The following is a 17724-nucleotide window of genomic DNA, read 5'->3' on the forward strand; positions in this document are numbered from 1 at the left end:
CCCGCGATCAACCCGCTACGTTCCTGGCAAAACAGGAGCAAAGCTGTGCCGGGAAGGCCGCTCCATGACACGGGCCGACTGGTTGCAGGGGCGGCGTGTTAGCGTGTCGTGGGGTTGCCGGCTCGGCGCAGGCGAGGGCGATGATGGCGGGGCATGACACGAACATCCTGATCGTCGGTGGCGGCATCAATGGGGCGGGAATGGCACGTGATGCGGCAGGCCGCGGACTTTCGGTGACGCTTTGCGAGCAGGACGACCTGGCCGGGCACACCTCCAGTGCAAGCACCAAGCTGATCCATGGCGGCTTGCGCTACCTGGAACAGCACGAATTCCGGCTGGTGGCGAAGGCGCTGGCCGAGCGCGAGGTGGTCATGCGGCTGGCACCGCACATTGCCTGGCCGCTGTTGTTTGTCCTGCCGCACGAATCGCACCTGCGCCCGGCCTGGATGATCCGGCTCGGCCTGTTGCTGTATGACAGCCTGGGTGCCGGCCATCGGACGCTGGCCGATTCGCGCGCGGTGGATCTGCGCGGCCATGTCAGCGGCGCGCCGTTGAAAAACACGTACACACGCGGTTTCGTGTACTCCGATGGCTGGGTGCAGGACGCGCGCCTGGTCGTGCTCAACGCGATGGATGCGCACCGGCTCGGGGCCGATGTCCGGGTGCGCACGCGCTGCGTCTCCGCGCACGTCGAGGATGGCGTGTGGCAGGCTCAACTGCTTGGCGCCGACGGGCAGATGGACAGCTGCCGTGCGAAGGTGCTGGTCAATGCGTGCGGCCCGTGGGCCGGGCGCTTCCTGGGTGACGTGCTGGGCCGCGATCGGCATCCACGCGTGCGGCTGGTGAAGGGCAGCCACATCGTACTGCCGCGGCTGTTCGAACACGACCACGCTTACATCTTCCAGCAGCCCGATCGACGCATCGTGTTCGCGATCCCCTATGAGGACGACTACACCCTGGTAGGCACCACCGATCTCGACTATGCCGCCGACCCCGCGAACGTCGTGATCGACGCTGGCGAGGTTCGCTACCTGTGCGACGCCGTCAATCGCTACTTCCGCACGCCGGTACAGCCGAAGGATGTCGTGTGGAGTTACAGTGGCGTGCGGCCGCTGCTGGATGAGGATGGCAACGCCAGCACGGTCAGCCGGGACTATCGCATCACGCTGGACCACGAACAGGGCGCCCTGCTGCTGAATGTCTTCGGCGGCAAGATCACCACCTACCGGCGACTTGCCGAGGAAGCGGTGGATCAATTGGCTGAGGTCTTGTGGCCCGAGCGGTCGGCATGGACTGCCCAAGGCGATCCCTTGCCAGGCGGCGATTTTGCCGATGCCGAACGGCTGCTTGCGGCCTGGTCGCAGCGTTGGCCCTGGCTGCCTTCCTCGCTCGCGCATCGCTGGTTCCGGCACTACGGCACCTGCACCGAAACCCTGCTCGGCGAAGCGTGCGCCATGGGCGATCTGGGTGAGCACTTCGGCGCCGACCTCTACCAGCTCGAACTGGATTATCTCATCCGCGCGGAATGGGCGCGCAGCGGCGACGACGTGCTGTGGCGCCGTACCAAGCTCGGGTTGCGCCTGAGTCCTGTGGAACACCACCGGGTGCACGCTTACGTGGCGCGGATGGTTCCGATGCTGGTGGGTGCAACCGCGGAGAGAGCAGAGGCACAGTCGGCATGAGCGGGAAAGCACACTTCGTCGTCGCCATCGACCAGGGCACCACCAGTTCACGCGCGATGGTCTTCGACGCGCAAGGTTGCGTGGTGTCTTCGGCACAGCGCGAGTTCGAGCAGATCTTTCCGCGCTCAGGCTGGGTCGAGCATCGCCCGCGCGACATTCTCACCAGCGTCCAGGTCACCCTGACGGAAGCGATGCACAAGGCCGGGATCGAGGCGTCGGCGGTGGCCGGTATCGGCATCACCAACCAGCGCGAAACCACCGTGGTCTGGGATCGTGCTACCGGCGAGCCGGTGTACAACGCGCTGGTGTGGCAGTCGAGGCATTCGGCGAAACTGTGCGAGTCCATGCGCAGCGAGGCCGTCGACGCGCTGGTGCGCGAGCGTACCGGTCTGCTGCTGGACGCCTATTTTTCCGCGACCAAGCTGAAATGGCTGTTCGAGCAGGTCAGCGGGGTGCGCGAACGGGCGCAGCGCGGTGAACTGCTGTTCGGCACGATCGACAGCTGGCTGGTGTGGAACCTCACCGGCGGTCGCACCCACGTCACCGACGTGACCAATGCCTCGCGCACGCTGCTGTACGACATCCATCGGCAATGCTGGGACGACGACCTGTTGGCCCTGTTCGGCGTGCCCGCCTCGATGCTGCCGCAGGTGCGCGGCTGCAGCGAGATCTACGGGCGCATCGAGCCGAAGTATTTTTTCGGTCGCGACGTGCCGATCTGCGGCATCGCAGGCGACCAGCAGGCCGCCCTGTTCGGCCAGGCATGCTTCGAGCCGGGCATGGCCAAGAATACCTATGGCACCGGCTGCTTCATGCTGATGAACACCGGACTCTCCGCGGTGCCGTCGCAGCATGGCCTGCTGACCACGCTGGCCTGGAAGCTGGGCGACAAGGTGGAATACGCGCTCGAAGGAAGCATCTTCGTGGCCGGTTCGGTGGTGCAATGGTTGCGCGACGGCCTGCACCTGCTGGACCGGGCCGAGCAATCGCAAGCCTGCGCCGACAGCGTGGATTCCACCGAAGGTGTGTATCTGGTGCCCGCCTTCGCCGGGCTGGGGGCACCGTACTGGCACGCCAACGTGCGTGGCGCCATCTTCGGCCTGTCGCGCGGCACGAGCCGCGAGCACCTGATACGCGCGGCGCTGGAGTCGATGGCCTACCAGACGCGCGACGTGCTGGCCGCGATGGAGGCCGACGCCGGCATCGCGCTGAAGGAGTTGCGCGCCGACGGCGGCGCCATCGGCAACGATTTCCTGGCCCAGTTCCAGAGCGACATGCTCGGCGTGCCGCTGCTGCGGCCCCGGATTACCGAAACCACCGCGCTGGGCGCCGCCTATCTGGCCGGCCTGGCGGTCGGCGTCTGGGACAGCCGCGAGCAGATCGCGCGGTTGTGGCAGCAGGATCGCCGCTTCGATCCCGCGATGGAGGCATCCCGTCGCGAGCGCCTCTACAGCGGCTGGCAAGCGGCGGTGCAGGCCACGATGGGCTTTCCCGCGAGCTGACTTCCGCTCAGTCCAGTGCGTATCCGAACTGGTCGGCGAACTCCGCGGCAAACTCGGCGTAGTTGAAACGCTGGTTCTGGGTGCCGGGGTGCTCGACCTTCAGCGCACCCATCAGCGAGGCGATCCGGCCGGTGGTGGGCCAGTCCTTGCCATGCATGATGCCGAACATCAGGCCGGCCCGGTAGGCGTCGCCGCAGCCGGTCGGATCGACGATGACGCGCTCGCGCGCCGGCGGAATGTGGTGGCTCTCCTCGCCCACGTGGATCACCGAACCGCGTGGACCCTGGGTCACGATGTAGGCGGTGACATGGCTGGCGATCTCCGCCGCACTCCAGCCGGTGCGCGTCTGCAGCAACTGGGATTCGTAGTCGTTGACGATCACGTAAGTCGATTTGGCGATCATCGAGCGGAACTCGTCGCCGTTGAACAACGGCATCGCCTGGCCGGGATCGAAGATGAACGGCACGCCGCGCGCGGCGAATTCGTCGACGTGTTGCAGCATCGCCTCGCGGCCATCGGGCGCCACGATCGCGAAGTCGATCTGCGGGATGTCGCGGACGTGGTTCTCCTGCGCACTGGACATCGCGCCGGGGTGGAAGGCGGTGATCTGGTTGTTGTCCAGGTCCGTGGTGATGAAGCACTGCGGGGTGAACTGCTCCTCGAACACGCGCACGCCATCGAGCCGGATGCCGCAGTCCTGCATGTGCTGCCGGTAGGGCGCGAAGTCCTGGCCCACCGCCGCCACCGGCAGCGGGTCGCCGCCCAGCAGCTTGAGGTTGTAGGCGATGTTGCCGGCGCAGCCGCCGAACTCGCGCCGCATGGCCGGCACCAGGAACGACACGTTCAGGATGTGCATCTGGTCGGGCAGGATGTGGTTCTTGAACTGATCCTGGAACACCATGATGGTGTCGTAGGCGAGCGATCCGCAGATGACGGCAGGCATGATGCGAGAAAACCCCGATTTGAGATGGGAGGCTGCGGGTGCGTGCCCGGACGGGCAGAATCGGTCCCTGCAGCCAAAGGCCGCCATCGTACCGCCATCCGTCCGCGCTGGCGACTTCGCGACCTGCTTCGCAGTTCAGTCCACGGCACAGGAAAATCGCTTATGGCCGTGTTGCACAAGGGTTTCTTAACGTGTTTTTCCTTGCGTGGAACGGTGGGCCTGACTAGACTGGCGAGCTTGTCTGTTTAGCCTGGCCGACCCACGGCGGACCCATGTTCAAGAAGTTCCGCGGCATCTTTTCCAACGACATCTCCATCGACCTCGGCACGGCCAACACGCTGATCTACGTGCGTGGTCAGGGCATCGTGTTGAACGAGCCTTCGGTGGTGGCGATTCGCCAGGACCGCGGCCCCGGTGGTCCGCGCACGATCGCGGCGGTGGGTGGCGACGCCAAGCGCATGCTGGGCCGCACGCCGGGCAACATCGCCACGGTGCGCCCGATGAAGGACGGCGTGATCGCCGACTTCACCATGACCGAGGCGATGCTGCAGCACTTCATCAAGCAGGTGCACAAGTCGCGCTTCCTGCGGCCGAGCCCGCGCGTGCTGGTCTGCGTGCCGTGCGGCTCGACCCAGGTCGAGCGCCGCGCCATCAAGGAATCGGCCGAAGGCGCCGGTGCCCGCGACGTGTTCCTGATCGAAGAGCCGATGGCTGCGGCGATCGGCGCCGGCATTCCGGTGCACGAGGCGCGCGGCGCGATGGTGCTGGACATCGGCGGCGGCACCTCCGAGGTGGCGGTGATCTCGCTCAACGGCATCGTCTACTCGCAGTCCGCCCGCGTCGGCGGCGATCGTTTCGACGAGGCGATCATCAACTACGTGCGCCGCAACCACGGCACCCTGATCGGCGAATCCACCGCCGAGCGGATCAAGCTGCAGATCGGCTGCGCGTTCCCGCAGGACGACGTCAAGGAGATCGAGATCTCCGGGCGCAACCTTGCCGAGGGCGTGCCGCGCATGTTCACGATCAACTCCAACGAAATCCTCGAGGCACTGCACGAGCCGCTGGCCGGCATCGTGGCGGCGGTGAAGTCGGCGCTGGAACAGACTCCGCCGGAACTGTGCTCCGACGTCGCCGAGCGCGGCATCGTGCTCACCGGCGGCGGCGCGCTGCTGCGCGACCTGGACCGGCTGATCTCCGAGGAAACCGGCCTGCACGTGCAGGTGGCCGACGACCCGCTCACCTGCGTGGCGCGCGGCGGCGGCAAGGCGCTGGAGCTGATCGATCAGCATGGCAGCGACTTCTTCTCGCCCGAATAGCGCGCGGCAACGGGGGCCGCGATGGCGCGCGCACGCGAAGGTTCTTCCCCCCTGTTTGCCGGCAACGCGGCCGGCACGCTGCGGCTGATCGTCTATCTGGCGCTGGCGGTGGTGCTGATGGTGCTTGACCAGCGCAATGGCTGGCTGTGGCAGCTGCGCTCGGCCGCCTCGGCGGTGGTCGAGCCGGTCTATCGGCTGGCCGGCCTGCCTGCGGCCGGGGTGCACACCCTCGGCGTCGCGTTTGCCGATCGCCAGCTGCTGACCTCGCAGAACCAGCGCCTGCGCGAAGACCTGCTGCTGGCCAACGCCAAGTTGAACCGCATGGCCGCGGTCGCCGAGCAGAACGAACGGCTGCGGCGGCTGCTCGATACCCAGCACAGCCTGAAGCTCAACGTGCAACTGGCGCGGGTCATCGGCGTGGATCTCGGCGCGTACCGTTATGAGCTGACCTTGAACATGGGCTCGCGCGACGGCGTCGAGCCCGGACAGCCGGTGATCGATGCCCACGGCGTGATGGGCCAGGTGAAGGCCGTGCTGCCGCACACTGCCGTGGTGATGCTGATCACCGACCCCTCGCATGCGATCCCGGTGACGATCGCGCGTACCGGCTTGCGCACGGTGGCCTACGGTTCGCGCGACGGCGACCAGCTGAGCCTGCCCAACCTGCCGCTGGCGGCTGACGTGCGCGCTGGCGACAAGCTGCTCACCTCGGGCATCGGCGGCCGTTTTCCGCCGGGGTTCCCGGTGGGCCGGATCGACAGCGTGGCGCCGGCGCCGACCGGCATGTTCCAGGTCGCCCTGGCCACGCCGGCGGCGGACCTCGATCGCAGCACCGATGTACTGCTGCTGCACGACCAGGCCGAACCCAAGGGGCCGCCCGACCTGCCCGTTCCGGCAGGTCCGCCGCAGGTCCTGGCGCCGGCCGCTTCCGCCAGCGTGGCCGCGCCAGCGGTGCACCCGGGTCAGGCCGGCGGGATACCGCGATGAGTCGCGCGCGGCTGAGCCAGTGGTGGTTCGTCGGCACGCTGGCCGCGGCGCTGCTGCTGATGCTGGTGCCGCTGCCCGGCGTGCTGGAGCCGTTCAAGCCGTATTGGCCGGCGCTGGTGTTGCTGTACTGGGCGCTGGAAGCGGAAGACCGGGTGAGCCTGGGCCTTGCCTTCGGCGTCGGATTGCTTGCGGACCTCCTCGACGGCGTGCTGCTGGGCGAGCAGGCGCTGCGGCTGTGCGCGCTGGTCTTCATCACCGTGCGATTCCGTTCGCGATTGCGCTTCTTCCCGATGTGGCAGCAGGCGCTGGCGGTGCTGGCCTTGCTGCTCAACGATCGCTTCCTGCTGCTGCTGGTGCGCATGCTGGCCGGCGCCTCGCTGCCGCCGGCGAGCTGGTGGATTTCCCCCTTCGTCGGCGCGGCGTTGTGGCCGTTCCTGTTCCTGTTGCTCGACGACCTGCGCGCGCGGCTGCGGATCCAATGAAGCATGAGCCGGTGAGATGAAGAGTCGCCGCGCGCTCAAGAACGTCCGTGACGAGACCGCGCTGTTCCGTCGACGCGCGCTGGTGGGTTTCGTGCTGATCCTGCTGGGGCTGGGCGGGCTGGTCGGGCGTTACGTGGTGCTGCAGGTCGCGCGACACGACGAGTTCGCCACCCGCTCGACCAACAACCGGGTCAAGCCGCGCGCGATCCCGCCGGCGCGCGGCCTGATCTACGACCGCAACGGCGTGGTGCTGGCCGACAACGTGCCGGCGTTCCGGCTGGAAGTGGTGCCCGAGCAGGTCAAGGACATGCCCGCTCTGCTGGCGCGGCTGGGCCAGGTGGTGCCGCTGGACCAGGACGACATCGACGCGTTCAACAAGCAGTTGCGGCAGAGCCGGCGTTTCGACAGCGTGCCGCTGAAGATGCACCTGACCGAAGACGAGATCGATCGTTTCGCGGTCAATCGCTGGCGCTTTCCCAACGTCGACGTGGTGCCCTACCTGACCCGGCATTATCCGTTCGGCCCGTTGTTCGCCCACGTGGTCGGCTACGTCGGGCGCATCGACGCCGACGACCTGCAGCGGCTGGACGCGGATCGCTACCAGGGCACCAGCCATGTCGGGCGCAGCGGCGTGGAGCGTTCCTACGAGGACGTGTTGCACGGCAAGCCCGGCTATGAATTGCTGGAGGTCAACGCCGATGGCCGCACCCAGCACGTGCTGGAAACCCATGCGCCCACGCCCGGCCGCAGCCTCTACCTGAGCATCGACGCGCGCATCCAGAAGGCGGCCGAGGCGGCATTCGAGGGCCGTCCCGGCGCGGCGGTGGCGATCGATCCGCGCAACGGCCAGGTGCTGGCGATGGTCAGCGTGCCCACGTTCGATCCCAACCTGTTCGTCAACGGCATCAGCCAGGCCGACTACCGCGCGCTGACCACCGACCCGGACAAGCCGCTGTACAACCGCGCGCTGCGGGGCGTCTATCCGCCGGGCTCGACGGTGAAACCGTTCCTTGCACTCGGCGGGCTGGAGCTGGGCCTGCGCAAGCCGTCGGACACGGTGTTCTCCAACGGTCAGTTCTGCCTGCCGGGGCAGACGCGCTGCTACCGCGACGACAAGCGCGGCGGCGACGGCACGGTGGACATGGTCACCGCGATCGAGAAGTCGACCAACACGTATTTCTACAAGCTGGCGCTGGACATGGGCATCGACCGGCTGAGCCAGTGGATGAGTCGCTTCGGCTTCGGCCGCGAGACCGGCATCGACCTGATCGGCGAATCCGACGGCATCCTGCCCTCGCGCCAGTGGAAGGCGGCCAACAGCAAGCAGCCCTGGTATCCCGGCGAAACGGTGATCGCCGGCATCGGCCAGGGTTACTGGGCGGTTACCCCGCTGCAACTGGCGCATGCGGTGGCGACCCTGGCCGGCGGTGGCGTGCCGTACCTGCCGCGGCTGGGCATGGCCACCAGCACGGTCGGCGAGGCGCAGCGCCAGCCGCTGCCCAATCCGCCGGGCGCCACGTTGATCCGCCAGCGCGGCGACTGGGCGGTGATCAACGCGGGCATGCGCGCGGTGATCACCGAAGGCACCGGCAAGGGCCTGAACGACGGCTTCCCTTACGCGATCGCCGGCAAGAGTGGCACCGCCGAGCGCTACTCGCGCACCAGCGACGCGTACGACACCAATCGCAACACCGCGTATCTGGCCACCCGCCATCGCGCCTGGTTCATCGCCTACGCGCCGGCCGACCACCCGCAGATCGCCGTAGCCGTGGTGCTGGAGCAGGGCGCCTGGGGCGCTTCGGCGGCGGGGCCGATCGTGCGCAAGATTCTCGATGCGTGGCTGGCCACCCACCAGGGCGTGCTGCCCGGCGCCGAGCGATTGCCGGATGCCGCACCGCTCCCATCCGCCGCGCCGGCACCGGCCGGCTCGGTCGTCGAGGACGTGCCCGTGTCCGCCAGCAGCGAGGTGCAACCATGATCGGCGTGCTGCGCGCGCGCATGCGCCGCTTCGCGCACCGGGTGATGACCCGGCGCCGGATCGACCTGCCGCTGGCGGCCGGCCTGTTCGTGCTGGCCTTGATCGGCCTGGCCACGCTCTACAGCGCGGGTGATCGCAGTCTGGCCCTGGTCGGTGGCCAGGCCGCGCGTTTCGTGCTGGGCGGCGCCTTGCTGCTGCTGGTCTCGCGCATTCCGCCCCCGGTGCTGCGCAGCTGGACGCCGGGCCTCTACGCCGTCAGCGTCGCCTTGCTGGTGGTGGTGGCGATCCTCGGTGAAGGGCGCGGTTCGATGCGCTGGCTGGATCTGGGCGTGATGCGTTTCCAGCCGTCCGAACTGCTCAAGCTCACCACGCCGATGATGGTGGCCTGGTACCTCCACCCGCGGCAGCTGCCGCCGGGCTGGAAGGACATCGCGGTGGTCGGCATCCTGATCGCCATTCCTGCCGCCTTGATCGCCGAACAGCCGGACCTGGGCACGGCGGTGCTGGTGGCCACGGCCGGCGCGTTCGCGCTGTTCCTCTCCGGCATGGCGTGGTGGCGCATCGGATTGCTGGTGGGCGCGGTGGTGGGCATGATCCCGATCGGCTGGCACTTCCTGCACCAGTACCAGCGCGATCGCGTGCTGACCCTGCTCAATCCCGAATCCGATCCGCTGGGCAACGGCTGGCACATCATCCAGTCGCAGATCGCGGTGGGCTCCGGCGGCGTGTTCGGCAAAGGCTGGCTGCACAGCACGCAGTCGCGGCTGGATTTCCTGCCCGAGCACACCACCGATTTCATCTTCGCGGTGTTCTCCGAGGAGTTCGGCCTGGTCGGCGTGTGCGCGCTGATCGCGCTGTACGCGTTCATCATCGGCCGCTGCCTGTGGATCGCGATGGAGGCGCGCGATACGTATTCGCGCCTGCTCGCCGGCGCGATCGGCATGAGCTTCTTCGTCTACGTGTTCGTCAACGGCGGCATGGTGGCCGGCATGCTGCCGGTGGTCGGCGTGCCGATGCCGATGATCAGTTACGGCGGCACGTCGGCGGTGTCGCTGTTGACCGGTTTCGGCGTGCTGATGTCGATCCATGCCAATCGCAAGAGCCACATCTGAATCGCGCCCCGCGCGCGCCATGCGTGGGGCCGAAGTCGCCGCGGCTTGCATGGTAGGCTCTCGCTGACCCCGATTTTCCCTTTGCGAAGGCCTTGCATGTCCGTGCATCCCGTGTCCCGTGTGTGCTGTTGCCTGCTGGTCCTGCTGTCGTGGGTGGCTGGAACGGACACCGCGCTGGCCGCCCATCCGGGGCAGGCGAAACTGGTGCAGGAGGTGGCGCACGACACCGGCCAGAGCCCGGCCGCGCTCAATGCGCTGCTCGACGGCGCCACCAAACAGCAGTCGATCCTCGACGCGATCAGCCGCCCGGCCGAGGCCAAGCCGTGGAAGGATTATCGCCCGATCTTCCTCACCGATGCCCGCATCGACGGCGGCATCGCGTTCTACCAGCAGCATCGCGCACTGCTCGACCGGATCGCGACCGAGTACGGCGTGGCGCCGCAATACGTGGTGGCGATCATCGGCGTGGAGACCAATTACGGCCGCATCGTGGGCCGCTACAAGGTGCTCGATGCGCTGGTGACGCTGGCCTTCTACTACCCGCCGCGCGCGCCGTTTTTCCGCGACGAGCTGAAGACCCTGCTGGAGCTTCCCGCCAGCAAGCTGGCCGGTCCGCTGGACTCGCTGGTCGGCTCCTATGCCGGCGCGCAGGGCTGGGGCCAGTTCATGCCTTCGAGCATCCGCGACTACGCGGTTGACGAGGATCACGACGGTCGCATCGACCTGCACGATTCGGCCGACGACATCGTGGCCAGCGTCGCCAACTACCTGCACGGGTACGGCTGGGAGCGCGATGCCCCGGTGGCGGCGCGGGCGCAGCCCGATGCCAAGGCGCACGCGAGCGACCTCAACGAGCTCATGCCGAAGCATCCGCTGGAACAGTTCGAGGCCTGGGGCTACGCGCCGCTGCAGCGGATCGACCCCGGCCGGCTCGCCAGCCTGCAGCAGCTCGAAGGCCCGGCCGGGCCGGAGTACTGGTTCACCTTCCAGAATTTCTACGTGATCACCCGCTACAACCGCAGCCCGTTGTACGCGATGGCCGTCGAACAGCTGGCGCAGGCGATCGCCGCCGGCGTGGCGCAGGCGGACGCGGCGCGGTGAGGTTCGTCGCGGTCGCCGCCGTGCTCGCGGCCAGCGCGCTGCTTGCCGCGTGCAGCGGGCCGCGCAGCCGGCCGTCGTCGTCGTCCGGCGCGGGCCATCGCGGCGTGTCCGGCACGGCATCGCCCGCGGGTGAAGGTGGCATTCACGACGACCTCAGTCGGCCGCAATCGAGCCGCTACCGCGACGGCCGCGACAGCGTGCCGCCGCCGATCGACGTCAGCAAGCTGTCCGAGCCGGTGCCGAAGGCCGAGCCGCGCTCGCGCTACGGCAACAAGTCGCCCTACAGCGTGCGCGGCAAGACCTATCGCGTGCTGTCCACGGCGCGCGGCTACGACGAGCGCGGCATCGCCTCGTTCTACGGCAACAAGTTCCACGGCTACAAGACCTCCAACCTCGAAACCTACGACATGTACGCGTTCAGCGCGGCCAGCACCACGCTGCCGCTGCCCAGCTACGCGCGCGTCACCAACCTGGAGAACGGCAAGAGCGTGGTCGTGCGGGTCAACGACCGCGGACCGTTCCACGACAACCGGCTGATCGACCTGTCCTATGCCGCGGCAGTGAAGATCGGCATCTGGCCCAAGGGCACCGGCCTGGTCGAGGTGCGCGGCATCGACCCGGCGCATCCGGCGCAGGAACTGCCGCCGCCGGAGGCGGTCTCAGGCAGGCACCCGGGAATCTACCTGCAGGTGGGTGCGTTCGCCGACGCGTCCAATGCCGACCGCCTGGCCCGGCGCCTGCGTGCGGCCGACCTCGGCACGGTGCAGGTGATCGACGGCGTGGCGCATGGCCAGCGCCTGCGCCGCGTGCGGGTCGGCCCGCTGGACAGCGTGGATCGCGCCGACGAAGTCAGTCGCCGGATCGAACGCATGGGTCTGCCCTCGCCGCAGGTCGCGGTAGACTGAGCAGGATTTGCGCAGGCTTCCTTGCCACTTCGGCGCGCGCAACGCCGATCCTCGAAAAAACCGGACTCGAAAACACGATGAACTTTCTTCGACGCACCCTGATGCCGTTTGCCGCCGTTGCCGTCCTGCTGGTCGGCGCCGCGATGGCGCAGACCCCGCCCCATCCGTCGCCCGTGCCGCGCCCGGCCATGCCGGCCGCACCGGTGCCGCCGCCGCCGGACGTCGATGGCGCCAGCTGGGTGCTGATGGACTACGCCACCGGCCAGATACTTGCCTCGAAGGATCCCGATGCGCGTCGCGCGCCGGCCTCGCTGACCAAGGTGATGACCGACTACGTGGTGTCGGCCGAGCTCGCCAACGGCCGCATCCACACCAGCGACATGATCACCATCAGCGAGCATGCGTGGCGCGGCGGCGGTGCCGGCACCGACGGCTCCACCAGTTTCCTCAAGCTGGGCAGCCAGGTGCCGCTGATGGACCTGCTCAAGGGCATGATCGTGCAGTCCGGCAACGACGCGGCAATCGCGCTGGCCGAGCACACCGCCGGTTCGGAGGATGCCTTCGCCAACCTGATGAACGCCTACGCCAAGCAGTTGGGCATGGCCAACTCGCACTTCTCCAACGCCTCCGGCTATCCGGTGCAGAACCACTACAGCTCCGCGCGCGACGTCGCGATCCTGTCGCGCGCGCTGATCCACAACTTTCCGGACGACTACGCCATCTCGGCGATCAAGTCGTACGAGTGGAACGGCATCAAGCAGCAGAACCGCAACGAGCTGCTCTGGCGCGATCCGGCCGTGGACGGCATCAAGACCGGGCACACCGCCGACGCGGGCTTCTGCCTGGCGGCGTCCGCCAAGCATGGCGACGAGCGCATGATCGCGGTGGTGATGGGCGCCAGCTCCAACAAGGCGCGCGCCGATTCGGCGATGGCCCTGCTCAACTACGGCTTCCGCTTCTACGAGACGCACAAGCTGTACGACACCAGCAAGCCGCTGGCGACGCCGCGGTTGTGGAAGGGCGAGGCGGACACCTTGCCGATCGGCGTGGCCAGCGACGTGCTGGTCACCGTCAAGACCGGCCAGTACGACAAGCTCAAGGCGGTGATGGACATCCCCTCGACCCTGATCGCGCCGTTCAAGAAGGGCCAGCAGATCGGCAGCCTGCGCATCAGCCTGGATGGCCAGGCGCTGCAGACGGTGCCGCTGGTCGCACTGGCCGACGCGCCGCAGGGTGGCTTCTTCTCGCGCCTGTGGGACAGCATCCTGCTCTGGTTCCACAAGGACACCGGCAACACCGAGCAGGCGCCGAGCGCCAAGTGATGCAACCGATCGACTTCGACAAGGCGAAGCGGCAAGGCCGGGGCTTCCAGTTCCCCGGCGAGTTCGAGATCACCGCCGTGGGCAGCGCCAGCGCCGACCTGCCCCGCCACGTGCCGCAACTGCTCGAACGCGCCGGTCTGCACGTGCTGCACGAAACCGTGCGTCACCGCCATTCCGGCGCCGGCAATTTCGTCTCGGTCACGGTCACCTTCCGCTGCGACAACCGCGAGCAGTACGAAGCAGCGCATCACGCACTGCGCGCCGATGCGGATGTCCGGTATACGTTGTGAGGCCGGGATTCGGGATGGGGATTCGCAAGAGCCGCGTCCCGAGCCTCCGCGTCGCATGGGTTCGGCGGCTCTTGAACCAGAAGAATTGCAAGGCCACAAGCTCGTCGTGAACCACGAATCCCGAACCCCCCATCCCGAATTCCGGCCCCTGGCCATCCGCCGTCTCGGCCGCCAGCCCTACGCGGCGACCTGGCAGGCGATGAGCGCGTTCACCGACAACCGCACCGCCGACACGCCGGACGAGCTGTGGCTGCTGGAGCACGACCCGGTGTTCACCCTGGGCCAGGCCGGCAAGATGGAGCACGTGCTGGCGCCGCGCGACATCCCGGTGATCCCGGTCGACCGCGGCGGGCAGGTGACCTACCACGGGCCCGGCCAGATCGTCGGCTACCCGCTGATCGACTTGCGCCGCATCGGCGTGGGCGTGCGCGAGCTGGTGCGGCGGATCGAGCAGGCGCTGATCGACACGCTGGCGCACTGGCAGGTGGCGGCGGCGCGCCGCGAAGGCGCCCCCGGCGTGTACGTGGGCGAGGCCAAGATCGCCGCGCTCGGCCTGCGCGTGCGTCGCGGCTGCAGTTTCCACGGGCTGGCCTTCAACGTGGCCATGGACCTGGAGCCGTTCGAACGCATCAACCCCTGCGGCTACAAGGGTTTGGCGGTCACGCAACTGGTAGACTTGGGCGGTCCGTCGCAGCTGGCGGACGTCGAGACGGTGCTGGCCGACGAGTTCTGCCGCCAGTTCAGCTTCGTCGCCGCGCCCGCTGCCCCCCTGATTCCCGAACTCCCCGCGCGCGCCGCGGTCTGAACTCCTCTCCCATGAGCGAAACCAGCGCCCCCTTGTCCAAATCCATTCCGATCCAGGTCGTGGCCGGCACCGGCACGGTGGAGAAACAGCTCGGCAGCGACAAGATCGCGCTGAACCGCGCCGGTTTCGACACCAGCGTGCCGACCCTGCGCAAGCCCAACTGGATCCGCGTGCGCCTGCCGCAGGGCAACGCGGTGCAGCAGCTGAAGGCCCGCCTGCGCGAGAACGCGCTGGTGACCGTATGCGAGGAGGCCTCCTGCCCCAACATCCACGAATGCTTCAGCCACGGCACCGCCACCTTCATGATTCTCGGTGAGGTGTGCACGCGGCGCTGCTCGTTCTGCGACGTGGCGCATGGCCGGCCGCAGCCGCCGGATGAACTGGAGCCGGCGCGCCTGGCGCAGACCATCGCCGACATGCGGCTGAAGTACGTGGTGATCACCTCGGTCGACCGCGACGACCTGCGCGACGGCGGCGCGGCGCACTTCGCCAGCTGCATCCGCGCGGTGCGCCATGCCAGCCCGGCCATCCGCATCGAGATCCTCACCCCCGATTTCCGCGGCAAGGGCCGCATGGAACGGGCGCTGGAGGTGCTCAAGGCATTCCCGCCGGACGTGTTCAACCACAACCTGGAAACCGTGCCGCATCTGTACCGCGAGGTGCGCCCCGGCGCCGATTACCAGTGGTCGCTGGACCTGCTCAAGCGCTTCAAGGCGCAGCACCCGCAGGTGCCGACCAAGTCCGGCATCATGCTCGGCCTGGGCGAGACCCGCGAGCAGGTGCTGCAGACGCTGCGCGACCTGCGCGACCACGATGTGGAGATGATCACCATCGGCCAGTACCTGCAGCCCACGCCGCACCACCACCCGGTGCTGCGCTACTGGACGCCCGAGGAATTCCACGCGCTGCGCGAAGCCGGCGAAGCCATGGGCTTCCATCACGTCGCCTCCGGCCCGCTGGTGCGATCGTCCTATCACGCCGACCTGCAGGCGCATGCCGCCGGCGTCACCGAATCCGCCTGAGAGCACCCATGAAACTTCGCCCCGCGCTGGTCCTGCTGTTCGTTCTCTCCGCCAGCTGCGCCTTTGCGCAGTCCGCGGCCGACCTGGGTGCCGGCCCCCAGCCGCGCAAGGCGGCCACCTGGCCGCTGGAGCCCACGGCCGAACAGGCCCAGGCCGCGCAACTGTCCGCGCGCTTCCTGACCCGCTTCCACTACGACGCCCAGCCGCTGGATGACGCGATGTCCGCGCGCATCTACAAGGCATATTTCAAGATGCTCGACGGCGACAAGGTGTTCTTCACCCAGGCCGACATGGACAAGTTCGCGCCACTGAAGAGCAAGTTCGACGACGCGATCTGGAACAGCGACCTCTCCGCGCCGTTCGCCATCTTCAACCTGTACCTGCAGCGCGCCGTGCAGCGCATGAGCTACGCCCGCGAGCTGCTGAAGAACGGCTTCGACCTCAGCCGCGACGAGAGCTACGAGGTCGACCGCAAGGACGCCGCCTGGCCGAAGGACGAGGCCGCCGCGCAGGACCTTTGGCGCAAGCGCACCAAGAACGACTGGCTGCGTCTGAAGCTGGCCGGCAAGGACGACGCGGACATCCGCAAGACGCTGGACAAGCGCTACAGCGGCTACATCGACCGCATCCGGCAGATCAACAGCGCCGACGCGTTCCAGACCTTCATGAACGCCTACGCCGAATCCACCGACCCGCACACCGACTACCTCGGCCCGGAGGCGGCGGCCAACTTCGACATCGCGATGAGCCTGTCGCTGCAGGGCATCGGCGCGCAGCTGCAGTCGCGCGACGACTACACCATGATCGTCAAGCTGATCCCCGGCGGCCCGGCGATGAAGTCGCACAAGTTCAAGCCGGGCGACCGCATCGTGGCGGTGGGCCAGGGCGACAAGGGCGCAATGGTGGACGTGGTCGGTTGGCGCATCGACGACGTCACCGCGCTGATCCGCGGCAAGAAGGGAACGGTGGTGCGGCTGGAAGTGCTGCCCGCCGATGTCGGCCCGGACGGCAAGCACGAGCTGATCACCCTGGTGCGCGACAAGATCAACCTGGAGGATGCCGCGGCCAGCAAGAAGGTCATCGAGATCAAGGACGGCGCGGTCACCCGCAAGATCGGCGTGATCGACCTGCCCTCGTTCTACTCCGATTTCGGCGCGCGCAGCGCCGGCGACAAGGATTACCGCAGCACCACCCGCGACGTGGCCAAGCTGATCGCCGAGCTCAAGCAGGAAGGCGTGCAGGGCATCGTGGTGGACCTGCGCAACAACGGCGGCGGCTCGCTGGCCGAGGCGGATTCGATGACCGGCCTGTTCATCGACAAGGGCCCGGTGGTGCAGGTGCGCGGCTCGCACGGCGAAGTCCAGGTGCAGGGCGACGACGATGCAGGCATGGCCTGGAGCGGTCCGCTGGCGGTGCTGGTCAACCGCGGCACGGCTTCGGCCTCGGAGATCTTCTCCGCGGCGATCCAGGATTATCACCGCGGCCTGGTCATCGGCGAGCCGACCTTCGGCAAGGGCACCGTGCAGACCCTGGTGGACCTGGACAAGTTCGCCTCCGGCGACAGCGAGAAGCCGCAGCTGGGCGAACTGAAGATGACGATCCAGGAGTTCTTCCGCATCAACGGCGGTTCCACCCAGCTCAAGGGCGTCACCCCGGACATCGAGTTCCCGAAGAACGGCGACGAGAAGGACTTCGGCGAATCGACCTACGACAACGCGCTGCCGTGGACGCAGATTCCGCCGGCCGACTACCAGCCGGTGGCGAACCTCTCCGCCTACCTGCCGCAGCTGCTCAAGCAGCACGACCAGCGTGCGGCGCAATCGCCGGCGTGGAAGCTGATGCTGGACGAGCTGGCGCAGTACAAGAAGATGCGCGACATGACCACGATCTCGCTGAACCTGGCCACCCGCGAAGCCGAGCGCAAGCAGCAGGAGCAGATGCAGGCCGCCTTCCGCGCGCGGCACGTCGCCATCGACGGCAGCGACGCGGCCCTGCCGGAGGCGGGCAGCACGCTGGACGACGGCCTCAACCCCAACGAGCGCAGCATCAAGAGCGAGCTGAAGGAAGAGAAGGACGCCAAGAACGCCAAGGACCCGCAGCTCCAGGAGACCGCGCACATCCTGTTCGACGCGATCGGCATGATCAAGGCCGACCCGAAACTGGCCAGCGAGGTGCTGCCTTACGGCGGCAAGTTCTCGCCGCACGCACTGGCCAGCGTAACCACCCCCGCGCCGTCCGCGAGCAGCCCGGCGCACTGAGTATCCCGCTGCGCAC

The 17724-nt window shown here is 68.0% G+C and carries 15 protein-coding genes; 14 read left to right on the plus strand and 1 reads right to left on the minus strand.

Annotation, left to right across the window (positions count from 1 at the left end):
* Nucleotides 1–143: 143 nt before the first annotated feature.
* Both glpD and glpK read left to right on the plus strand, forming a co-directional pair.
* Nucleotides 144–1682 (plus strand): glycerol-3-phosphate dehydrogenase, encoded by a 1539-nt coding sequence (glpD, locus tag ACVCMG_RS13055; RefSeq protein ID WP_447114306.1) that lies wholly within the window; start codon nucleotides 144–146, stop codon nucleotides 1680–1682.
* Nucleotides 1679–3184 carry a glycerol kinase GlpK gene (gene glpK / locus ACVCMG_RS13060; RefSeq protein WP_447114307.1) on the plus strand — a complete coding sequence of 502 codons (1506 nt, stop codon included), beginning with the start codon at nucleotides 1679–1681 and terminating at the stop codon, nucleotides 3182–3184. The genes glpD and glpK overlap by 4 nt, the downstream gene beginning before the upstream one ends.
* Before the next feature lie 7 nt (nucleotides 3185–3191).
* Here glpK and ACVCMG_RS13065 read toward each other — a convergent pair whose 3' ends face one another.
* The gene (locus ACVCMG_RS13065; RefSeq protein WP_395120254.1) at nucleotides 3192–4127 is read right to left on the minus strand and encodes a carbohydrate kinase family protein; all 936 of its coding nucleotides are present in this window, start codon (nucleotides 4125–4127) and stop codon (nucleotides 3192–3194) included.
* A gap of 272 nt (nucleotides 4128–4399) precedes the next feature.
* Here ACVCMG_RS13065 and ACVCMG_RS13070 point away from each other — a divergent pair, with 272 nt between their 5' ends.
* From ACVCMG_RS13070 to ACVCMG_RS13125, 12 genes are all read left to right on the plus strand, one after another.
* Nucleotides 4400–5446 (plus strand): rod shape-determining protein, encoded by a 1047-nt coding sequence (locus ACVCMG_RS13070; RefSeq protein ID WP_395120252.1) that lies wholly within the window; start codon nucleotides 4400–4402, stop codon nucleotides 5444–5446.
* A gap of 21 nt (nucleotides 5447–5467) precedes the next feature.
* Nucleotides 5468–6433, plus strand: a complete 966-nt coding sequence (mreC, locus tag ACVCMG_RS13075; protein ID WP_447114308.1) for a rod shape-determining protein MreC — start codon at nucleotides 5468–5470, stop codon at nucleotides 6431–6433.
* Complete coding sequence (mreD, locus tag ACVCMG_RS13080) at nucleotides 6430–6915, plus strand: rod shape-determining protein MreD (RefSeq protein WP_395120250.1); 486 nt, start codon at nucleotides 6430–6432, stop codon at nucleotides 6913–6915. The genes mreC and mreD overlap by 4 nt, the downstream gene beginning before the upstream one ends.
* A 16-nt stretch (nucleotides 6916–6931) precedes the next feature.
* Nucleotides 6932–8893, plus strand: coding sequence for a penicillin-binding protein 2 (gene mrdA, locus ACVCMG_RS13085; RefSeq protein WP_395120249.1), 1962 nt, complete (start codon nucleotides 6932–6934; stop codon nucleotides 8891–8893).
* On the plus strand, nucleotides 8890–10005 hold the full coding sequence (rodA, locus tag ACVCMG_RS13090; protein ID WP_395120248.1) for a rod shape-determining protein RodA: 1116 nt from the start codon (nucleotides 8890–8892) through the stop codon (nucleotides 10003–10005). Before mrdA ends, rodA begins: the two co-directional genes overlap by 4 nt.
* 96 nt (nucleotides 10006–10101) lie before the next feature.
* On the plus strand, nucleotides 10102–11106 hold the full coding sequence (gene mltB / locus ACVCMG_RS13095; protein WP_395120247.1) for a lytic murein transglycosylase B: 1005 nt from the start codon (nucleotides 10102–10104) through the stop codon (nucleotides 11104–11106).
* On the plus strand, nucleotides 11103–12011 hold the full coding sequence (locus tag ACVCMG_RS13100; RefSeq protein ID WP_447114309.1) for a septal ring lytic transglycosylase RlpA family protein: 909 nt from the start codon (nucleotides 11103–11105) through the stop codon (nucleotides 12009–12011). Before mltB ends, ACVCMG_RS13100 begins: the two co-directional genes overlap by 4 nt.
* Before the next feature lie 77 nt (nucleotides 12012–12088).
* The gene (locus ACVCMG_RS13105; RefSeq protein ID WP_395120245.1) at nucleotides 12089–13333 is read left to right on the plus strand and encodes a D-alanyl-D-alanine carboxypeptidase family protein; all 1245 of its coding nucleotides are present in this window, start codon (nucleotides 12089–12091) and stop codon (nucleotides 13331–13333) included.
* Nucleotides 13333–13623 (plus strand): YbeD family protein, encoded by a 291-nt coding sequence (locus tag ACVCMG_RS13110; protein ID WP_395120244.1) that lies wholly within the window; start codon nucleotides 13333–13335, stop codon nucleotides 13621–13623. The genes ACVCMG_RS13105 and ACVCMG_RS13110 overlap by 1 nt, the downstream gene beginning before the upstream one ends.
* Nucleotides 13624–13822: 199 nt before the next feature.
* On the plus strand, nucleotides 13823–14428 hold the full coding sequence (lipB, locus tag ACVCMG_RS13115) for a lipoyl(octanoyl) transferase LipB (protein ID WP_447115419.1): 606 nt from the start codon (nucleotides 13823–13825) through the stop codon (nucleotides 14426–14428).
* 11 nt (nucleotides 14429–14439) lie between these two features.
* The gene (gene lipA, locus ACVCMG_RS13120; protein WP_395120242.1) at nucleotides 14440–15450 is read left to right on the plus strand and encodes a lipoyl synthase; all 1011 of its coding nucleotides are present in this window, start codon (nucleotides 14440–14442) and stop codon (nucleotides 15448–15450) included.
* Between the two features lie 8 nt (nucleotides 15451–15458).
* Nucleotides 15459–17708: a carboxy terminal-processing peptidase gene (locus ACVCMG_RS13125; protein WP_395120241.1), complete on the plus strand. Its 2250-nt coding sequence runs from the start codon at nucleotides 15459–15461 to the stop codon at nucleotides 17706–17708.
* Nucleotides 17709–17724 lie beyond the last annotated feature (16 nt).

This window comes from Rhodanobacter sp. UC4451_H18 (assembly GCF_052978225.1).